Source organism: Streptomyces sp. NPDC085481 (assembly GCF_044541845.1).
In the GTDB taxonomy this organism is placed as follows: domain Bacteria; phylum Actinomycetota; class Actinomycetes; order Streptomycetales; family Streptomycetaceae; genus Streptomyces.
This window is the reverse complement of the sequence record NZ_JBITTJ010000002.1, coordinates 495,172-513,405: the sequence shown is the minus strand read 5'-3', so window position 1 is coordinate 513,405 and position 18,234 is coordinate 495,172. Positions and strand designations below refer to the sequence as shown.

13 protein-coding genes, 1 tRNA gene and 1 rRNA gene are annotated in these 18,234 nt (G+C 66.3%); 6 read left to right on the top strand and 9 right to left on the bottom strand.

The genetic code is table 11. The features are described 5' to 3' along the window. Positions 1-5 precede the first annotated feature (5 nt). A complete protein-coding gene (locus ACIGEZ_RS08215; RefSeq protein WP_399827295.1) occupies positions 6-2,072 on the bottom strand; it encodes an ATP-binding protein in 2,067 nt (688 codons plus the stop codon). Between the two features lie 364 nt (positions 2,073-2,436). Here ACIGEZ_RS08215 and rrf point away from each other — a divergent pair. Then, a 5S ribosomal RNA gene (gene rrf / locus ACIGEZ_RS08210) occupies positions 2,437-2,553 on the top strand. 58 nt (positions 2,554-2,611) lie between these two features. Here rrf and ACIGEZ_RS08205 read toward each other — a convergent pair. Continuing rightward, positions 2,612-3,589 (bottom strand): BsuBI/PstI family type II restriction endonuclease, encoded by a 978-nt coding sequence (locus tag ACIGEZ_RS08205; protein ID WP_399827291.1) that lies wholly within the window; start codon positions 3,587-3,589, stop codon positions 2,612-2,614. Next, complete coding sequence (locus tag ACIGEZ_RS08200; protein WP_399827288.1) at positions 3,590-5,137, bottom strand: Eco57I restriction-modification methylase domain-containing protein; 1,548 nt, start codon at positions 5,135-5,137, stop codon at positions 3,590-3,592. Positions 5,138-5,642: 505 nt separating this feature from the next. Here ACIGEZ_RS08200 and aspS point away from each other — a divergent pair. Beyond that, positions 5,643-6,959 carry an aspartate--tRNA(Asn) ligase gene (gene aspS, locus ACIGEZ_RS08195; RefSeq protein WP_399827286.1) on the top strand — a complete coding sequence of 439 codons (1,317 nt, stop codon included), beginning with the start codon at positions 5,643-5,645 and terminating at the stop codon, positions 6,957-6,959. A gap of 348 nt (positions 6,960-7,307) precedes the next feature. Beyond that, positions 7,308-9,110, top strand: a complete 1,803-nt coding sequence (locus ACIGEZ_RS08190) for an ATP-dependent nuclease (protein WP_399827284.1) — start codon at positions 7,308-7,310, stop codon at positions 9,108-9,110. 667 nt (positions 9,111-9,777) lie between these two features. Here the strand turns inward: ACIGEZ_RS08190 and ACIGEZ_RS08185 are convergent. The 3 genes from ACIGEZ_RS08185 to ACIGEZ_RS08175 all read right to left on the bottom strand — a co-directional run bounded on the left by ACIGEZ_RS08185 (position 9,778) and on the right by ACIGEZ_RS08175 (position 11,385). Then, positions 9,778-10,260, bottom strand: a complete 483-nt coding sequence (locus ACIGEZ_RS08185; RefSeq protein ID WP_399827281.1) for an NUDIX domain-containing protein — start codon at positions 10,258-10,260, stop codon at positions 9,778-9,780. An 83-nt stretch (positions 10,261-10,343) separates the two neighbouring features. Beyond that, entirely contained in the window at positions 10,344-11,057 is a 714-nt protein-coding gene (locus ACIGEZ_RS08180; RefSeq protein ID WP_399827279.1) for a creatininase family protein, read from the bottom strand. A gap of 19 nt (positions 11,058-11,076) precedes the next feature. Continuing rightward, complete coding sequence (locus tag ACIGEZ_RS08175; protein WP_399827276.1) at positions 11,077-11,385, bottom strand: hypothetical protein; 309 nt, start codon at positions 11,383-11,385, stop codon at positions 11,077-11,079. Positions 11,386-12,414: 1,029 nt separating this feature from the next. Between ACIGEZ_RS08175 and ACIGEZ_RS08170 the strand changes: the two genes are divergently transcribed. The 3 genes from ACIGEZ_RS08170 to ACIGEZ_RS08160 all read left to right on the top strand — a co-directional run bounded on the left by ACIGEZ_RS08170 (position 12,415) and on the right by ACIGEZ_RS08160 (position 14,912). Then, positions 12,415-13,305: an aminoglycoside phosphotransferase family protein gene (locus ACIGEZ_RS08170; protein WP_399827273.1), complete on the top strand. Its 891-nt coding sequence runs from the start codon at positions 12,415-12,417 to the stop codon at positions 13,303-13,305. Between the two features lie 81 nt (positions 13,306-13,386). Continuing rightward, on the top strand, positions 13,387-14,637 hold the full coding sequence (locus ACIGEZ_RS08165) for a methionine adenosyltransferase (protein ID WP_399827270.1): 1,251 nt from the start codon (positions 13,387-13,389) through the stop codon (positions 14,635-14,637). Then, positions 14,637-14,912: a hypothetical protein gene (locus ACIGEZ_RS08160; protein WP_399827267.1), complete on the top strand. Its 276-nt coding sequence runs from the start codon at positions 14,637-14,639 to the stop codon at positions 14,910-14,912. Before ACIGEZ_RS08165 ends, ACIGEZ_RS08160 begins: the two co-directional genes overlap by 1 nt. A gap of 122 nt (positions 14,913-15,034) precedes the next feature. Here ACIGEZ_RS08160 and ACIGEZ_RS08155 read toward each other — a convergent pair. The 3 genes from ACIGEZ_RS08155 to ACIGEZ_RS08145 all read right to left on the bottom strand — a co-directional run bounded on the left by ACIGEZ_RS08155 (position 15,035) and on the right by ACIGEZ_RS08145 (position 18,098). Then, a tRNA-Thr gene (locus ACIGEZ_RS08155) sits at positions 15,035-15,108 on the bottom strand. A 96-nt stretch (positions 15,109-15,204) separates the two neighbouring features. Next, positions 15,205-16,743, bottom strand: coding sequence for an alpha/beta hydrolase (locus ACIGEZ_RS08150; RefSeq protein WP_399827264.1), 1,539 nt, complete (start codon positions 16,741-16,743; stop codon positions 15,205-15,207). 152 nt (positions 16,744-16,895) lie between these two features. Further along, positions 16,896-18,098, bottom strand: a complete 1,203-nt coding sequence (locus ACIGEZ_RS08145; RefSeq protein WP_399827262.1) for a DNA polymerase III subunit delta' — start codon at positions 18,096-18,098, stop codon at positions 16,896-16,898. Positions 18,099-18,234 lie beyond the last annotated feature (136 nt).

Here is an 18,234-nt window from a genome sequence, read left to right as displayed (position 1 = left end):
CCGGGCTACTCGCCAACGATGCGCAGAGGAAGGCGGATACGGAACGACGCGCCGCCCAGCTCCCCGTACGCGTCGGCCGCGAGATCCCCATCCTCAACCACCGACCTCCTGCCACACATGTCAGCAACAGCATCACGGACGACTGTCAGGCCGAATCCGACGCTCTCGGTCCCCGACCCAGTTACACCCGGACGCCACATGTGTGCGACGTCAACGTCGACAATCCCCGGACCTGAATCGGAGAAGTCAAAGGCCGCGCGGCCCTCCTCAACCCGAGTCCGGACCTTTACGGCTCGGTCCCCCAACAGATCGCCGGCACGCGCGAATGAGCTCATGGAATTGGCGGACAGATTGAAGACGATCGCTTCCAGGTCCGACACTGCGGCCGCGACATGGATCGGCTCGTCCCAGTACTCCTCGTTGATAGAGATGCCGCGTCGCTCCAGCTGGGGGCGTACCGCACCCAAGGCACGGCTGACCGCTTCGTTCAGGTCGACAATGTCGACGCGGAAACCATCTGCCCGGGCCGCTCGTGTAGCGATTCCCACAAGGTCGATCACCCCGCGACCTACTTCGCTGGCATCGCTTCCAGCTGCTGTCTCACGCCCGAACGCGGAAGCAAGGATCCCAGCAGTGGCGAGGGACCGGTACAAGAGGTGCTCCGGTCGCATCGCTGGCAAGGGTGCCTCGTCGCGCTGCGCAGGCAGCCTCGGCGCCAGCGTCAGCAGCTCCGGTTGCGATGCCGTCTCCCAAGCCCTGCGGTCGTCCGCCGAGCTTGTGGGCGCCTCGGGGCGGTCCGTGACAGGGACAGGCACAGGACGCTGGGCAGGCGAAGGCCGCTGGGCGGGCGAAGGAATCCCGAGCTTTTCACCGTCTCGGATCCTCTTTCGTTCCCTTGCCGCCCACTCTGTGGCGCCTCGGGCAAAATCGCGGAGTTCAATGAACGCGACGTTCTCCTGGAACCCCATCCGGTCTGTCTTCGGGATGAGCAGGCCATCCGGGTCATCTACCGATACACGCCCGATGCTGTTGTTGGTGGAGGGCCGGAGTTGTGGGTTACGGGCCCGCAAGAGGTTCAGGTCTAGCCAATCGAAGCCCGGATCGCCATAGGGATGCACACGCAGCCCCCGGTGGAAGAGGTGAACGCCACCGACAACCTTGAGCCACGGACGCAGCGCAGTGAACTGATTCTTCGAGCCACGAAGTTCGAACGAGCGCTTGTCCAGCAGGAACATCCACAGCTCGAAGGACGCCGCTGGCGCTTGATACCTCAGAGGGGGCTGGAGTCGCCCCCCGCGACTATCCGGCGCGATGTCGACGTGCTCCCCTCGGGTGATGACGCGGCCTTTCCAGTCGTAGAGGACGGTACTCGCGTACCCCTCTTCGTCGAGATTGGCTTCGAGCTTGTATTCATACTCGTCGAAGAAACTTCGATTTACCGCTTCCGAGACCCGATCGAACTGGGGCGCAATGAGCGTCGCGGTGAAGCCTGTGTCCTCGTCATTGAAGAACCCGGTGACCAAACGCATGGCACGAGCAAGCCGATCCATCTGCTCTTTCTCGAAGCCCTGCCGCAGCTGGTGAACGGTCAATGAGGTGCCGGGCTTCTTCGATGTTGTCTGCGTGACAACCATGAGCTCGACCTCTTCGACCGAGCCAACCGAGTCGTAGTCAGACCAGTCGATGACGAGCCTGTGCTCCACGCCGGGCTCGCTACGCGGGCGGGACAGCAGCTCCACCCGGCGCCCAAGGCGCAGTGCCGCCAGGCGACCCAGCCCCTTCTCGCCGATGCGACGCCGCTTGGAGCGGCTGTCCGTTGCACCAGACTTCTGCGACCTCCCGATGAGGAGGAAGCCTTCGCGAATGTCCTCGGCCGTCATGCCGTCGCCATCATCCTCAACCACAAGGGTGCCGCCGGCTTGGGTGGCGTTGTGGAGCTGAACGACGGCCTTCGTTGCATCCGCGTCATAGGCGTTGCGGACGAGTTCGATCACCCCGAGGTCGGGGTGCGGGATCAGCTCCTCCCCCAGGCGGATCAGGATCTCCGGCGCAAAGCGCAGATGCGTGTTCAAGCGTCCTCCTTCGGGCTCAGATCCGCCCGCGTCACAAGATCTCGGGAGGCACGCAGCGTAGCCATCTGCACGCACAGCGCAGGCCAAGTGGCTAGATAACCTCGCTACCAAGCGGCACACTTGGCCGGTTCTCACCCATTGCCGACACGCGGACCACGACCGTCAGGCCACCACCTGCCACTTCGGGGATCCCGGGCGCCGAGGGCGACCAGCCCATCGGCCGGGTCGGAACGCGATCGCCAGCCGCCTCCCGGCCAGCCCCGTCGGCCTGCGCGGCAGTACAAGCCAGGTGCACAGCGGCCGCTATCCGCCTGTATACTCAGCCAACGAAAGCGCTTCTACGCTAGGAAGCGCTCACCAGATTTTCGGTGACCATAGCGGCGAGGAAACGCCCGGTAACATTTCGAACCCGGAAGCTAAGCTTGCCAGCGCCGATGGTACTGCGAGGGGGACCTCGTGGGAGAGTAGGTCGTCGCCGAATTGAACTCGAAGGGGCCGTCCCGCAGTTTTGCGGAACGGCCCCTTTCTTTGTGTCGATCCTAGCTATACGGACCCAAGAAGCGCTCACCGTTAAAGTGAATCAGGTGCGTAGGGTTATCCGCGCACCAGACATCCGTCTCCCAAGCAATTTCCTTCAGGTACTTACGCAGCTCAGCGCGCGACGGCAGTGCTGAGATGAAGACGAGGCCAGCCGATGAACCTCGGAAGAGTTCGCTGAGCTCCCTGTGCCTTTTGGCATCCACCGGGCCGTGGGAGGACGCCGCTTCAATCAGGACGAGCCAGTTCCGATCCCGAAGAAAGACAACAACATCCGGCATTTTTCCGTGCGAATCAACCTCGACACCGAGCTCCGCGAGTGAACCTTCTTCAAAGATCGCCCATTTGTTGTCAGCATCACCAACATAGAGCACCTCGCCATTGGGCGTGTACCGCTCGCAAAACTCGTTTATGATCTGCACGATCAGGGTGTTCTGACCACCGGGACTGAGGTCGATCTTCTTGCCCCCGGGAAGCTGGACCGGAATCCTGTTCATCTCCCGCTCCCGCGCGTACAACGCCTGAAGACCGGGGCGCTCTGCAAGGTACTCGGCAAGCCGCTCATCGAATCCCTCCTGCCCGAACGATGTAATGAGGCCATAGGCAGCGGGCTCTATCTGGTAGCACCACTTCGGCGAGTTCACCGGCCGGTCCGGCTGATCTGGATTCTGCACAACGAGGCCAGCATCGACGAACTGGTGCAGCGTGAACCGGCGAATCGTCTCACGGCTGTTTGCAGCGTAATCCTTCTCGTAGAAGTCGCGCAGCCACTGCATGATCTGCACAGTCCGAAGCATGGACCGTTCAGCTTGCGTCCAGTCCTGATCAGGGCCAAGTTCCAGAAGGGCTAGGAGCACATAGGCCGAGCGCTCATTGGAGCGCTCCAAGTCGAAGCCAAGAAGCTGGAGAAGCCTACGGGCCTCCGTAAGCTTATTTTCACGCGCGCCTCCATCAAATTCCATGACGGTCTGCTCGGTCATTTAGTTTTCAGTCTCCGCTTTCTCGATATTCCGCTCGACGACTTCGTCGATCTTTTCCTGCCCCAGCCAGACACCACTATCCCAGCCCCGCCCCATTTCGGAGAGTTGCTCTCGACTTGGATAGCGAAGGTTTCGCAGGTCTGTGGCATTTACTTGAGTGTGGCCGCTGAACCGTCGAATGAACCGATCCAGCAGCGTTGAATTCAGCCACAAACAAAGGCCCCTCGCAACGTCTTCAGGCAAGCCTTCCCCACCCTCATGGAAGACGTTCACATGATTCTCGAATCCAATCCGGTCGCAAGGAATCTGGCTCGGATCGAAAACGGAAGCCACGACGCGACGCTTCTCCTCCTTGGAGGAGAGGCGCTTCACTACGACGTAATAACCGCGAGGGAACGTCATCTTCTCGGTGTCCCCGTTTAGCATAATGGCATTGTTCTTCTTCGCACCCGGGACGGGCCAAGAAATGCCACCCTCGCGCATATGCAAGGGGTAGATCAGAGGAACAGATCCAGGGACGGGGTCAGGCCGGAGGTGCTCCTTACTGCGGAAGTCGACCACACGCCCAGTAGAGACCAGACAGCGAAGGTCAGCTAGGGCCGCCGGCAGGCTGGCATGGGCCTGCGCTAGCTGCGTGTCCTCTTCGTCGGCGCTGATGTGAATAAAGAATTCTCGATCCTCCGGGTGGACCATCTCCGCATAACGAACACTGCGGCTTCGAATCTCGCTCGAGTAGCTTTTGCTGGTCGAAACCGTTACCGGGCCGCGGCCACTTGCATCGGTGCGCGTCGCCGAGAAGATGACATTCTCTTGCAGCACATCAGTGTCGGCGAAGACCTTGTTGCGAGCTTCGAATACATGCACATGATCGAGGTGCATTCGGTCCAGGAAATACTTCCGGAACGGCCGGAAGTAAGGTCCGTTAGCAAAGCTCCGAGGCGTGATCGCCACCAACTGGCCGCCAGGCGCCAGCAGATGAACACCAAGCGCCATGAAGGCCGAGTAAAGATTTGACGTTTCGGTGCATTTCTCGGTGACCGCCCTGCGCTCCCGCGAGTTTGCAGCGAGTTTCTTGTAGGGCGGATTCATGATCACCAGGTCGAAACGCTCTCGCGTCTCAGCGAACAAGCCTTCGTCCTCGGTCGCCCACGCGATGAAGTCGCCAGGTACGAGGTTCACCTCGACCGAACCGCCGACTGCTTCCGCTGTGCTGACGCAGTCGGCGAGCGTGGCAGCCAGAGTCGCATGCATCTGCGGATCCACCTCGCATGCCGTGACAGAGATGTGCGACCGCGGTTGCTCGCGCAAGATCCGCATGACAAGGGATGCCGTGAGGGAGCCGGCACCAGCACCAGGATCCAGAACGCGGATCGTCTCAGACGCTTCCAGCCTGGCGAGGGAGGCGATGAAGTCTGCGGCAGGGGCAGGGGTGAAGTACTGACCGAGCTTCGCACGCTGCTTAGCGTCCAACGCCGAGGACGATTCCTGCCTGCGCGCTTCCGTGCGGATCACAAGATCCGTTACCGCTGCTGGTGCTCCTGTTGCCATAGACACAGCCTAGCCAGCTGTGGCTCTGGTCCTGCGTGCCTGTGGATAACACGAGGGGCTGGCGTTCGTGGCGAGCCATGGGGAGCGGGTTACGACCCGAACGGGTTTCGAAGATCATGGCCGACCATGGGCGAGGCGATGGTGCAGGTGGGGCCTAGACGAAGGCGTGATTCAGCCAGGTCGCATACCAGCGCCGTGATTCCGTTGCGGGGGATTTGCATGGTCCCTATCCTCGTGGGCAACGCGTAGACGGAGACGAGTAACCGAAGTGCACGCGAGCAGAGAGAGCCGCCGGTAGCTGGGAAGGCGGACTCGCGCCCGAGGTGAAGACCCTCCTGAGCGCGGGGAGGAACGGCCGCCTGGCCCAATGCCCCGCCGGTTCGCCCCCGTCACAGGGCTGAATGAGGCCGCTGCCCTCGGGTGGCGGCGAAAGTGCGGTGGTACCGCGAGTTCCCTTCTCGCCCGCACTCCCAAGGGATCATGACGACGCCCCTGGAGGGCTGCGATGATCCACACCATGAGCCGCGTTATGACCTCTGACCTACGCGGCCACATCGACCAGACCGTCTCTGTCTCCGGCTGGGTGAACGCACTCCGGGTGCAGCGCAAGATGCAGTTCGTGATCCTGCGCGACCACTCCGGCATGGTCCAGGTGACCCACAAGCGCGACGGCGGCCCGCTGGAGGAACTGCTCGAGTCCCTCACCCCGGAGTCCGCCGTACGGATCACCGGCCGCGTCGTCGACGCGGCCCAGGTCAAGCTCGGCGGTCTGGAGCTCGTCCCCGAGTCGGTCGAGGTGCTGAACCTGGCCGAGACCCCGCTGCCGATCGACGAGCACACCGGGCCTGAGCACCGGCTCGACTGGCGTTTCCTCGACGTGCGCAAGCGGGAGACCGCACAGCTGGTCTTCGCCGTGCAGACGACCCTGGAGCAGGGGCTGCGCGAGTACGCCATGGAGCACGGCTGCACCGAGATGCACACCCCGAAGCTGATGGGGACAGCCTCGGAGTCCGGGGCGGAGGTGTTCAAGCTCGGGTACTTCGACCGGTCGGCGTACCTGGCGCAGTCGCCGCAGTTCTACAAGCAGATGGCGGTGGCGGCCGGCATCGACCGGGTCTTCGAGATCGGGCCGGTCTTCCGGGCCGAGCCGTCGTTCGCCTCCCGGCACGCGACCGAGTTCACCGGTGTGGACGTGGAGCTGTCGTGGATCGACGACGTCGAGGACGTGATGGCCTTCGAGGAGCAGATGCTCGCCCACGCCATCGCCAAGGTCGCTGAGATCCACGGTGAGCGGATCCGCGAGGTCTTCGAGGTCGAGGTCGCGGTGCCGGAGTCCCCGTTCCCGCGGATCACGATGGCCAAGGCGCAGGAGGTCCTGCGGGCCGGCGGCTGGGACCCAGAGGGGGTGAAGGAGGACCTGGACCCGGACGGTGAGCGTCGGATCGCCGCGCACATGAAGGAGCAGACCGGGCACGAGTTCGCGCTCATCACGTACTACCCGGCGAGCATCCGGCCCTTCTACCACATGCGCCCTGCGGACCGGCCGGACCTGACCCTCAGCTTCGACCTGCTGTGGAAGGGCCTGGAGGTCACCACCGGCGCCCAGCGCGAGCACCGCTCCGACGTCCTGCTGAAGCAGGCCGAGGAGAAGGGCATGAGCACCGAGCCGATGCAGGACTACATGAACATCTTCCGCTTCGGCTGCCCGCCCCACGGCGGCCTCGGCGCCGGCCTCGGACGGATCCTCATGGTCATGCTCGGCCTGGACTCCATCCGCGAGGCGTCCTTCCTCTTCCGCGGACCAAACCGTCTCACTCCCTGACCGCGCCGTGCGCACTGCTGCCCTCACTGCGGCTCTTGGCGGTGAGGTTCCAGACGAGGGTCGAGCAGGAACAGGTGTGCGCGGATCCCCACAGGGTCCCTTCGCTGGACTCACACCTCTCTGGATCGGTCTGATTCGGTCAGATCCGCGCACGACTTCAACGAGCCATCTCCGCAAGACATAGGATGATGCGTCTGGGAGATCTTCGTCCCAGCCAATGGCTGTGGGACGCTGAGGCAGCTCGTGGCTGACCCTCGGTGCAAGGGAACGGAGCGGCTGAGAACGGTGCACATGCACAGCTTCACCGTGTGTGGATTCCGATCCCTAGAGGATGTACGCGACATCCCCGTGAGCACACCGACCATCCTCGCCGGGCAGAACGACGGCGGTAAGAGTGCCGTGCTCGCCGCTCTCGCATTCCTTGTGGGGAACGAACAGCTGGCCGAGGACGACCGCACGTACGCGCTTACTCCTTCTGCCGATGCGGAGGACGTGGCATCCCTGTCACGATGCTCGACTACCTGGGTGGAAGGGCTGTTCACTCTCGACGCATGGGAGCAAGAAGAGTTCGGCCTTCCCACGGAGCTGCGTGTACGGAGGCGTTCTGCTGCTGACGAGGCCCCCGTCCTGGAATGCTGGGCGCCGCTGGCGGACGATGATCGACTGCGCGACACCTCCAAGCTGTCCCTCGCCGAGGTCAGGACGCTGGCCAAGGAGGTCCTACCCGAGCTGACTTCAATCAAGCGCGGCGACATCGAGCCGGCGTTGCGCAAGTACGGCATGGCGCACGCCTCGACGGCGGCGTGGGTGCCCGCTCCGAAGGGTATGGACCGCAGGCTTCCCCGGCTTATGCCATTCGATGGGAAGACGGCTGATCCTGATGGTGCCGTCAAAACGGCACTGATGGGGCGCTTTCAGGCCCACATGGCCGACCCCACGCTGCAGGGAAGTCTGCAGACGATTGAAGACGGCATCAAGGATCGACTCCAGAACGACGCCAAGTCCCTGTGCGAGCACATTCAGAGCCGCTGTGATGACTTGGCTGAGGTGTACGTCGAGCCCGAGGTCTCCTTCACCCATAGCCTCCGGGGCACTCCGTTGCGCATCGCGCGCACCAAGGGTGAAGCCGTCGGCCTCAACCGCTCTGGTCTAGGTAGCGGTCGCCGCATCTCTCTTGCGATCTGGGAGTGGAACAGCCGGCTACTCGCGCAAGAGGAGCTCGGCGACCTGAACCACACGGCCGAGCCGGACTCTGCCGAGGATGCCCCACCGCCGGTGCAAACGATCGTGATCTACGACGAGCCGGACACACACCTCGACTACGGCCACCAGCGCAAGATCATGCAACTGATCAGGGACCAGAGTGCCCTGCCTCACGTCAACGTCATCGTGGCCACCCACTCTATGAATCTGATCGACGGCGTCGACATCGCCGATGTCGTCCACCTGCGGTTGGAGGACGGGCGAACCCGGATAGAGCGGCTGGGGACTGACGCCCACGACGAGATTGACGGCCACCTGGGGCGTATCGCAGCAGCCGTGGGCTTGCGCAACTCCGTACTCCTGCATGAGCGCTGCTTCTTGGCCGTCGAAGGCGAGACCGAGCAACGGGTGATCCCCATGTTGTTCGGGCTGTCCGAGGGCCAGTCACTGCAGTCGGCTGGCATCGCTCTATGGGCGTGTTTCAACAACGAGGGGGCACTCCATCTGGCCCGCTATCTGGTCGAGCACGAGCGCTCCGTGATGCTCATGGTGGATGCCGACAGCCGCAACTTGCCGAAGGGACTCTTCAAGGCGGCTCGTCTCCAACAGTTCTTCGGCAACGCCGTTGACGATGTGGTCCGCTTCGTCGGTGAACCGGAGTCGTTCAACGAGTTGGAGGAACTGTTCTCGGACGACGTGTGGGCCACAGCCGCGAACGATCTCTGGCCGAAGGACGAGCCCTGGACAGCGAGCGACTTCGCAGCTCAACGCCCCGGTCAGAAGTTCAGCAAAGAGGTGCTGAACATGCTTCGCCAGGGAAGCCTCAATGGGCCCAGCGGAAAGCCCGACATGATGTTCGAGCTGGTGACTACGCTGACCAGCCCTGATCAGGTCCCTACACAGCTGCGAGAGATCTTTAGCGAGGTCAGAAAGCTGGCCGCAGGCTAAAGGCGCGTAACGCCGCCCTAGCCTCGCCAGTCTTCCGCTTCCGCCGCGCGAGCATGCGCTCCTTCCGCTGCTCCAACGTCGGAGGCTCCCACTTGTGCCACCCCACCGGCGGCTTCCATCGCTGTGCATGCTCCCGCGCCTCTATCCCGCACCAGCGGCAGCCACCCGGAGCAGGAATGCGCTGGTCAGAGGCATTTCGCTCGTCAGTCATCAGTCTCCCTCCCCGCAAGAGATTCTTCCCTATGGCACTGACATCACCCCTGCTTCCAGGCGGGCCATTTCACCCTAAATCGAATGAAATGCGCTAGCCACTCACGGGCTCTGGGCGTGGCCCCATGTGCGCTGCATCATTGCGGCCTGAGTCCCGCACGAGGGGTCTGTTGCACGTACCGCGTCGGCCTTGTCGCAGTGCGCCATCGTCTAGCGCTCAGGAGCGGGGTCGTCTCCTACCGGCCGCTGCGCTGATCACCGAGGGGCTCCGTGAGTGCGATGGGGCGCTGCCAACAGCCGTGAAAGGACACTCGCGCTGTGCACTAAAAACCCTCCCGAACGCTGGGAAGCACGGCCTCCGGGACCGATGCCCCGGCCGGGTTTGACCGCGCCATCGGGCTGCACAAAGCTGCCGCTCTCTTGGTGGGCGGCAAGAGTCTCCGGAGCGCGAATGCGGTCAGGAGCGTGCTTCTGGCGGCTCCCCGTGCTGCAGGTAGACAGTCAGGCCGTTCACTCGGGCCTCGTTGCCTGCCGCGATTCGGCGTGTAAGCCGGGGGATGGTGAGTTCCGGCACCCGGTCGGCGTCGTGGAAGTCGAAGCCGCGAATCTCGTCCGCATGCAGGGCGATCTGCCGGCGGTTGCCTGCGCTCAGGCGACCGCCGTCGTAGCGGTAGAGGACGTTGTCTCCCTCTCCAGGGTTCGGCGCCCAGTCCACGACGAGGAGGCGGCCGATGTGCGGTGCGATGCCAAGTTCCTCCTGGACCTCACGCACACATGCTTGCCGGGACGACTCCCCCTCCTCGACGTAGCCCCCGGGGATGTCGCGGTAGTCCTTGTAGGACGGCTCGACAAGGAGGACTCGATCGGCTTCGTCGAAAAAGAGAGCGCCGGCCGCCATGCGGGGGTGGGCCATCCTCGCTTCGTGCTCGTTCTCGCTCACGGATCGGACTCTAACTGTCCGCGGGGATACTCAGCCTGCGGGCCAGATCAGCCACGGCATTCGATTGCAGGTGTTGGCTGGCTTCAGTCGTTGAGGCCGAGGATCTCCAGGTGGCCCGCGAAGCTGTCGGCCAAGCTGGCCAGTACGGCCTTGCCTTTGTGCGCGGTCGCGTGGGACGGGAAGCCGATGACACCGGTTTCGGTGTACGCACTCATGCCCTGGACCAGCAGGAAGGGACGGCTGCCGCCATCGTGGTCGGCATCGGCGAACCCGTCCCGCACCAGCTCGGGCGCCGCGTGAAGAAGGACGGACGTCTCGATCTCGCCGGCGTGCATGTCGGCGTGGCGGTCGGAGACGAGGCCGGCGTTGTCGCGGGCTCGATCCCAGTCGGTTCCGAGGGGGAAGAGGGAGACCGCGGGCCCGTCGACGTTGGCCTCTTGGACGACGTTGGACAGGACGTAGTTCCCACCGTGGCCGTTGACGATCACCAGCTTGTGGATACCGGAGCGGGCGAGGGAAGCGCGGATGTCGTCGATCACGGCGTAGAGGGTCTTCGCGCTGATGCTGACCGTGCCGGGGAAGGCGGCGTGCTCGTGGCTGCACGACATGGTGATGGGCGGCAGGAGATGCACTGGGTAGGTGCTGGCGATCTCCTGGCTGATGATGCAGGCGATCGCTGTGTCGGTGATCAGAGGAAGGTAGCAGCCGTGCTGCTCGAAAGAGCCGATGGGTAGGACAGCCACGCGCGGTTGCTGTTCCTGGACGTCGGTGCTCGTGGCGGTCGGCAGCAGAGTCACGACACTCCCTCTGATCGGTTTACAGGGCGGCGCTCCTCATTGTGTCCAGCTCCCTGTTGAACTCCGAAACTTCCACCAGCTTCTGCCACCTTGCAAGACGGGGTTGCAGGCGGAATAGCTCGTTCAGGATGCGTGCCGAGCCTGTCCGTTGGGCGATGGCCATTGCTTCCTCGCCAGCCTGATAGGCCCCTTCCACATCCTCGAGAAGGGCGTTGGCCGTGGCGAGGCGAGCGAGGCAAAGGCCGCGGTCCCGTTCCTGCACGGTCGGCCAGTGGCTGAGGCTCTCCCGGTAGATCTCCGCAGCCTCGCCCGGGCGTTCCAGGAGCACGTTGCAGTTCCGCCGCTGCGAGGGCCTGGCCGATCGCGCGGTCGGTCTCGATGTCCTCGCCGAGCCCGGCCTTGCTGTTGGCCAGCTGGCGGAGCACGACCGCGTGGACTCTCGGTGAGAGCTGTGCGGCGTAGCGCAGGGCGGCGCTGGCGAGGCCGGCTCCGTGGCCTGCGTGCCCTGCTTCGGTGTCGATGTTGCTGCGTCGCTGGAACAGGTAGGCGATCAGTGTCGGGTCGCCGAGCTCCTGGGCGTACTCCATCGCCGTGCTGGTCCAGCGCATGGCTTCGTCCGCGTGCCCGGTGTCCTGGTGTAGCCATCCGAGGAACTCTGCGTACCGAGCGCTGATACGCAGGACGTCTCCGCGTAAGGGCCCGTAGGCGTCTCGGCACATCTGCTCGATCAAGGGCATCTGGCTCTGGACGGGTGCCACCAGGAACTGCGGGCCGACGAGAGGCTCGGCTTGGGCGTGCTGATCGAGGAGGGAGGTCAGGTACCCGAGCATCTCCGGGCTGATCGGGATGGGGATTTTGGTCCGGAGTGACGGCGCCGACGGGCGAGGGGCTCGGACGTCCAACAGGATTCCCAGCTCCGGGAAGCCGAGTTCCTCGTTCGTTGCCTGGTACGCCTCACGGAACAGCGGTTGGTGATCCGCGCTCACCGGTCGGCGACCGTTCTCGTACATGGAGATGAGCGTCTTCCAGCTCGCGGGGGAGGGCGCTTCGACACGGAGGCGCTGGGCAGCGGCGACGAGGGCGTCGATCAGGTCGCCCTGCTTCCATCCGCGGCTGAGCCGCGCTTCCTGGAGCCTGCTCTTGGCCTTCATCGCTCCCCCGAACACGTCGTGGCCCGCCACCCCACTATGCGCCCAAGGCGGCGTCTGACGTGGGGAGTTAACAGTTAACGGGCGGCCTTGTTAACCCCGTCCACTGCTGGATGGCGAGGAGTCGGGCTTACTTGGCGCAAGCACGGCGGCCAGGCGAACAACCTCACTGAGGTCCCGCGCATGTGGAGTCGAAAGGCTGGGGTGGAATGGTGCTCAGCACTGAGATGGCGGAGGCCGAGTTCGAACTCGGTCCGTTCGGGCCGGAGGCTGTCAAGCCGTACTCCAGGACTTGGCACGCGCTGGACGGCTCTGCGCTGCTGAAGGTCTACGTCGGGGTCGATCCGGAAGGCCGGCGGCGGCGCGAGGCTGAGACGGTCGAGCAAGCCGTCCGTCGAGGTCTCTCCACCCCGGCGGTTCTTGCCACGGGTAGGTGTGTGGCTGGGTCTTGGACCGCTTTCCGCATGTTATCTGGGATGCCCTGCTCGATCGGATCGCACCAGGCGATCGAGGACTACGTCGGCCACATCCTCGATGTGACTGGCAGGCTGCATCAGCCTGCCATTGGCCTCGGCCCCGGATCAGGCTGGGATGGGAGGCAAGCCGACCCTGACTCCCAGCACCTGTTCTTGCTGGATCAGCTGTCGCCCCGCTGTCGGCTGCGGCCGTGGTGGAAGGTGCTGGGACGGGCCCTCCAGTCACTCGACGCGGAGCCGGTCGTCCGCCTGCACGGTGACCTCAAGCCCGAACACCTCCTCGTCGACGGCGCTGACCTGCACGTCGTGGACTGGGAAGCCAGCGCCCGAGGTCCCACCGCCGTCGATTACACCGACGTCGTCTTCCACCTCGTGCGTGACTTGCTGTACGAGGACGTGCCGCCCGGGCGCATCCCGGTCGATCTCCTGACCACGATGCCCTTCAGCGGCCCGGTCCTGGCCTGGCGGCTCCTTCTCTGGCTCGATCGCCGACGGCCTCGCGACATCGACCTGGTCGGCACGCACAACGTCCGTCGGCTCGCCGGCGAAGAGCACGCGGCAGCCGCGTACCGATCACTGGCCCGGTTCGTCGCCCTTCTTCGTGCCGCTGGCGTCCCACGCTGACTTCCTGCTTCATCGCTCGTCCAGGCGTGCTGACGCCGCCTGCGCTCATTCCCTTCTGCCCACCCTGAACGGGAGTTCGTGATGCCTCGTACGAGCACGACCATCGGCAACAGCCACCTCGTCATCGAGACCGGCAGGGCCACGCCGGACGCGACGACCATCGTCGAACGCAAGGGCCTCGGCCACCCGGACACCCTGGCCGACCACCTTGCCGAGCGGCTGTCGCGCACCTACAGCGAATACACCGTGAGCCGCTTCGGTGCCGTCCTGCACCACAACTTCGACAAGCTCGCCCTGCTCGGCGGTGCCAGCGAGGTCCGCTACGCCGACGGCCGGATGACGTCCCCCGTGCGGGTCCTGGTCAACGGGCGAGCCGCGCCGGCCTGCGGGGGCGAGACCATCCCCGTCGCCGAGATCGTCGAGGCCGAGGTTCGGGCCTTCTTCGCGGAGCGGCTCCCCGAGGTCTCGGACCACCTCGACATCGTCTTCAACATCACCAGCAACTCCAGCCCGGGCGCCGTTCTCACCGGGGAGGAGGTGCCGGACCGTACCCGCTGGTTCAACCCGCGGTCCGTCGACGACCTCCGCGAGCGGCGGGTGAGGCTCTCGAACGACACCTCCCTCGGCACCGGCTGGGCGCCGGAGAACTCCTTCGAGTCCTTCGTGCGCGAGCTGGTCAACCACTTCTCCGGCGAGAGCGACTTCACCCTCGCCCACGCCTGGTGCGGCTCGGACGTGAAGCTCATGGGCTACTGGGACGGCGAGCGGGCGGATGTGGTGCTGTGCGTGCCCCAGAAGTCCCGCCACGTCGGCAGCCGCGCGGAGTACGTCCGCAACACGGAGACGGTGCTGGCCGAGTGCCACCGCCTGGCCGGCCTCCGCCTGCCCGGCGCCGAGGCCCGGTTCCGGCTGAACGCCCGCGACGTCCCCGACAAGGACGAGCTGTACCTCACCTACACCGGCAGCTCCATCGAGTCCGGCGACGAAGGCGTCGTCGGCCGAGGCAACCGCGTCAACGGCCTGATCACGCCGCTGCGGCCGATGAACCTGGAAGGGGCGAACGGCAAGAACCCCGTCTACCACATCGGCAAGCTCTACAACATCGCCGCGCAGCGGCTGGCCACCCGGCTGCACGAGGCGACCGACGGCCACGCCGAGGTCCACCTGGTCAGCACCACCGGCCAACGCCTCGACGAGCCCTGGCGGATCCTCGTCCGGCTCTCCGCCCCCGACGCCGAGGTCGACAAGGTCCAGGCGCTGGTCGCGGAGACCCTCACGGAATTCCCGGCCCTGACGGACGAACTCGTCTCCGACGGGATCGTGCTGAGCTGATGGCCAAGCGGACGCTCGGAGAGACCCCCGCGGGCTGTCGACAGCGGCTGCTCGGGCACAGCGACACCCGGATCACGCGCGACATCTACCAGAGCGTGCTCCCCCACGTCGGCAAGAGCGCCGCCGAGGCCACGGCCAAGCTGGTCCCCCTCCAACGGAAGGCCGAGCAGGAGGAGCGGGCCCGCAAGGCCGCAAAGCAGGCCAAGGAAACCGAGAAGGCGAAGGCCAAGCAGACGAAGAAGAGCAAGGCTAAGAAGGCCGCTAAGAAGGGCTGACGGCCCCTCCGCTCACGCATCGCTCACGCAGGCAAAGTCACGGCACCTCAGCCGTGTGACGCGCCATGCCCCGAGCGACAGAAAACCCCAGGCCACGGGCAATGTGACCTGGGGTTTCTCTGAGCCGCCTTCGGGATTCGAACCCGAGACCTACGCATTACGAGTGCGTTGCTCTGGCCAACTGAGCTAAGGCGGCAAGCCGTGCGGTCCCATGGTGGGTGCAGCAGCGTCGCCAAGTCTACACAGTTTCCGGGGGTGCTCCGACCACCCCCGGACGGGGTCCGTCCGACCCCTATGAGCAGCGCTTTCCGTCCTTCGGGGCGGTGCCCTCCAGGAGGTAGGCGTTGATCGCCGTGTCGATGCAGTCGCTGCCCCGGCCGTACGCCGTGTGGCCGTCGCCCTCGTAGGTGAGGAGGGTGCCCGAGGAGAGCTGGCCGGCCAGGGACCGGGCCCACTTGTAGGGGGTGGCCGGATCGCGGGTGGTGCCGACGACGACGATCGGGGGCGCGCCCTCGGCGGTGATGCGGTGCGGGCGGCCGGTGGCGTGGGCGGGCCAGTAGGTGCAGTTCAGGGCGGCCCAGGCGAGACCCCGGCCGAAGACCGGGGAGGCCTTCTCGAAGGACGGCACCGCCTTCTCGACGTCCGCGGGGCCGGTGAACGCGGGCGGCAGGTCCAGGCAGTTCACTGCCGCGTTAGCGGACATGAGGTTCGCGTACGTGCCGTCCGCCTCCCGCTCGTAGTAGCTGTCGGACAGCGCGAGCAGCCCCGAGCCCTCGCCGCCCATCGCCCGGGTGAGCGCCTCCCGCAGCTGGGGCCAGGCGGCCTCGTCGTACATCGCGGCGATCACCCCGGTGGTGGCCAGCGACTCGGTCAGCGGCCGGCCCTCCTCCGTCGGCACCGGCTCCGCGTCGGCCGCGCGGAAGAAGCGCTGCAGGGCCGCGGTCGCCGCCGGCACCGACCCCGTACCGAGCGGGCAGTCGGCCTTCTTCACGCAGTCCGCGGCGAAGGCCTTGAACGCGGTCTCGAAGCCGCCGGTCTGGTCGCGGTTGAGCTCGAGCGCCGACAGCGACGGGTCCATCGCCCCGTCGAGGACCAGCCGGCCCGCCTTGTCGGGGAAGAGCTCCGCGTACGTGGCGCCGAGGAAGGTGCCGTACGAGGCCCCCACGTACGTCAGCTTCCGGTCGCCCAGCACCTCCCGCACGATGTCCATGTCACGGGCGGCCTCCACCGTGGAGACGTGCGGCAGGACCCGGCCCGAGCGCTGCTCGCACGCACCCGCGAACTCCTTCAGGGACGCCGCGACCGCACCGGTCTCGGCGGCGTCGTCCGGGGTCTGGTCGACCCTCGTGTACGCGTCCATCCGCGGTCCCGTCAGGCACTCGACCGGCTCGCTGCGGGCCACCCCGCGCGGGTCGACGCCCACGATGTCGTAGCGGGCCCGGACGGGGGCCGGGTAGCCGATGCCCGCGTAGCCCTGGAGGTAGCCGACCGCCGAACCGCCCGGTCCGCCCGGGTTGACCAGGAGCGAGCCGAGCCGCTTGCCGGGGCCGCTCGCCTTGACGCGCGAGAGGGCCAGCTTGATGTCGCCCGCCCCGGGCTTCGCGTAGTCGAGCGGTACGAGCACGGTGCCGCACTGGAAGTCCGTCACGCCGCAGTCCCGCCAGGTCACCCGCTGCCCGTAGTACCTCTTCAGGTCCGCCGCGCCGGGGGCGGCGGCCGGACTCTTCGCGGGAGCGGCTGCGTCGCTGCTCCCGCCCGTACAGCCGGAGAGGATCAGACCGGCGGCCGCGAGGGCCGTGGCGGAGGTACGGAGCAGGCGCCTGGAGTCCATGCCCGGAGCGTATCGGGCCGGGTGCGGAGCGTGTCCAATCGCCCGGGGTGGCGGCGGGACGGAGGTCGAAGGGGGGTTCGAGGGGGTTCGAGGGGGTTCGAGGGGGTTCGAGGGGGCCTCGACGGGGCGTTCGAAGGGGTCGAAAGCGGGCCTCAGTCCCGCAGCGCCATCGTCATCGCCTCCACCGCGAGCAGCGGCGCCACGTTCTTGTCGAGGGCCTCGCGGCAGGCGAGCACGGCCTCGATCCGGCGCAGGGTGCGCTCCGGGGTGGTGTCGCGGGCGATCGTCTCCAGGGAGTCGCGCACGTCCTCGTTGGCCAGGGCCGCCGCCGCGCGCATCTGCAGGGCGAGTACATCGCGGTAGAAGCCGGTCAGGTCGGTGAGCGCGAGGTCCAGGCTGTCGCGCTGCGTCCGCGTCCGGCGCCGCTTCTGCCGCTCCTCCAGCTCCTTCATCGCCCCGGCCGTGCCCCGCGGCATCCGGCCGCCCTGGGCCGCGCCGAGCGCCGCCTTCAGCTCCTCGGTCTCCTTGACGTCGATCTCCTCGGCGACCTGCTTGGCGTCCTCCGCCGCCGCGTCGATCAGCTCCTGGGCCGCGCGCAGCCCGCCGCCGACGTCCCCCACCCGCATCGGCAGCTTCAGCACCACGGAACGGCGGGCGCGGGCCCGCTCGTCGGTGGCGAGCCGCCGGGCCCGGTCGATGTGCCCCTGGGTCGCCCGGGCCGCGGCCTGCGCCACCTCGGGCTCGATGCCGTCACGACGGATCAGGACGTCGGCGACCGCCGCCACCGACGGGGTGCTCAGCGTCAGGTGCCGGCAGCGGGAGCGGATCGTGGGCAGCACGTCCTCCAGGGACGGCGCGCACAGCAGCCACACCGTGCGCGGCGCGGGCTCCTCCACCGCCTTCAGGAGCACATTGGCCGCGCCCTCGGTCAGCCGGTCGGCGTCCTCCAGGACGATCACCTGCCAGCGCCCGACGGCGGGCGACAGCTGGGCGCGCCGGACCAGGTCGCGGGTCTCCTTGACGCCGATGGACAGCAGGTCCGTGCGGACCACCTCGACATCGGCGTGGGTGCCGATCAGCGCCGTATGGCAGCCGTCGCAGAAGCCGCAGCCCGGTGCCCCGCCGAGCGCCCGGTCCGGGCTCACGCACTGCAGCGCCGCGGCGAACGCCCGGGCGGCGGTGTCCCGCCCCGAACCCGGGGGGCCGGTGAACAGCCAGGCGTGCGTCATCTTGGACGCCTCGGGGGCGGGCTCGCCGGCGGCCTGGGCGGTCACGAGCGTGTCGGCGTCGCGCGCGGCGGCCGCGAGCTGCTCCTCCACCCGCGTCTGTCCCACCAGGTCGTCCCATACGGCCATGTCTGCTGCCCCTCCTCAGGTACGGATTCCATTGTGGGGCACCGCACCGACAGCGGGACCGGAGGCGGGGACGGACGCGGGGACTGACGCGGGACGGACAGGATGCGGGCGGGATCCGGAGGGGATTCGGGCAGGA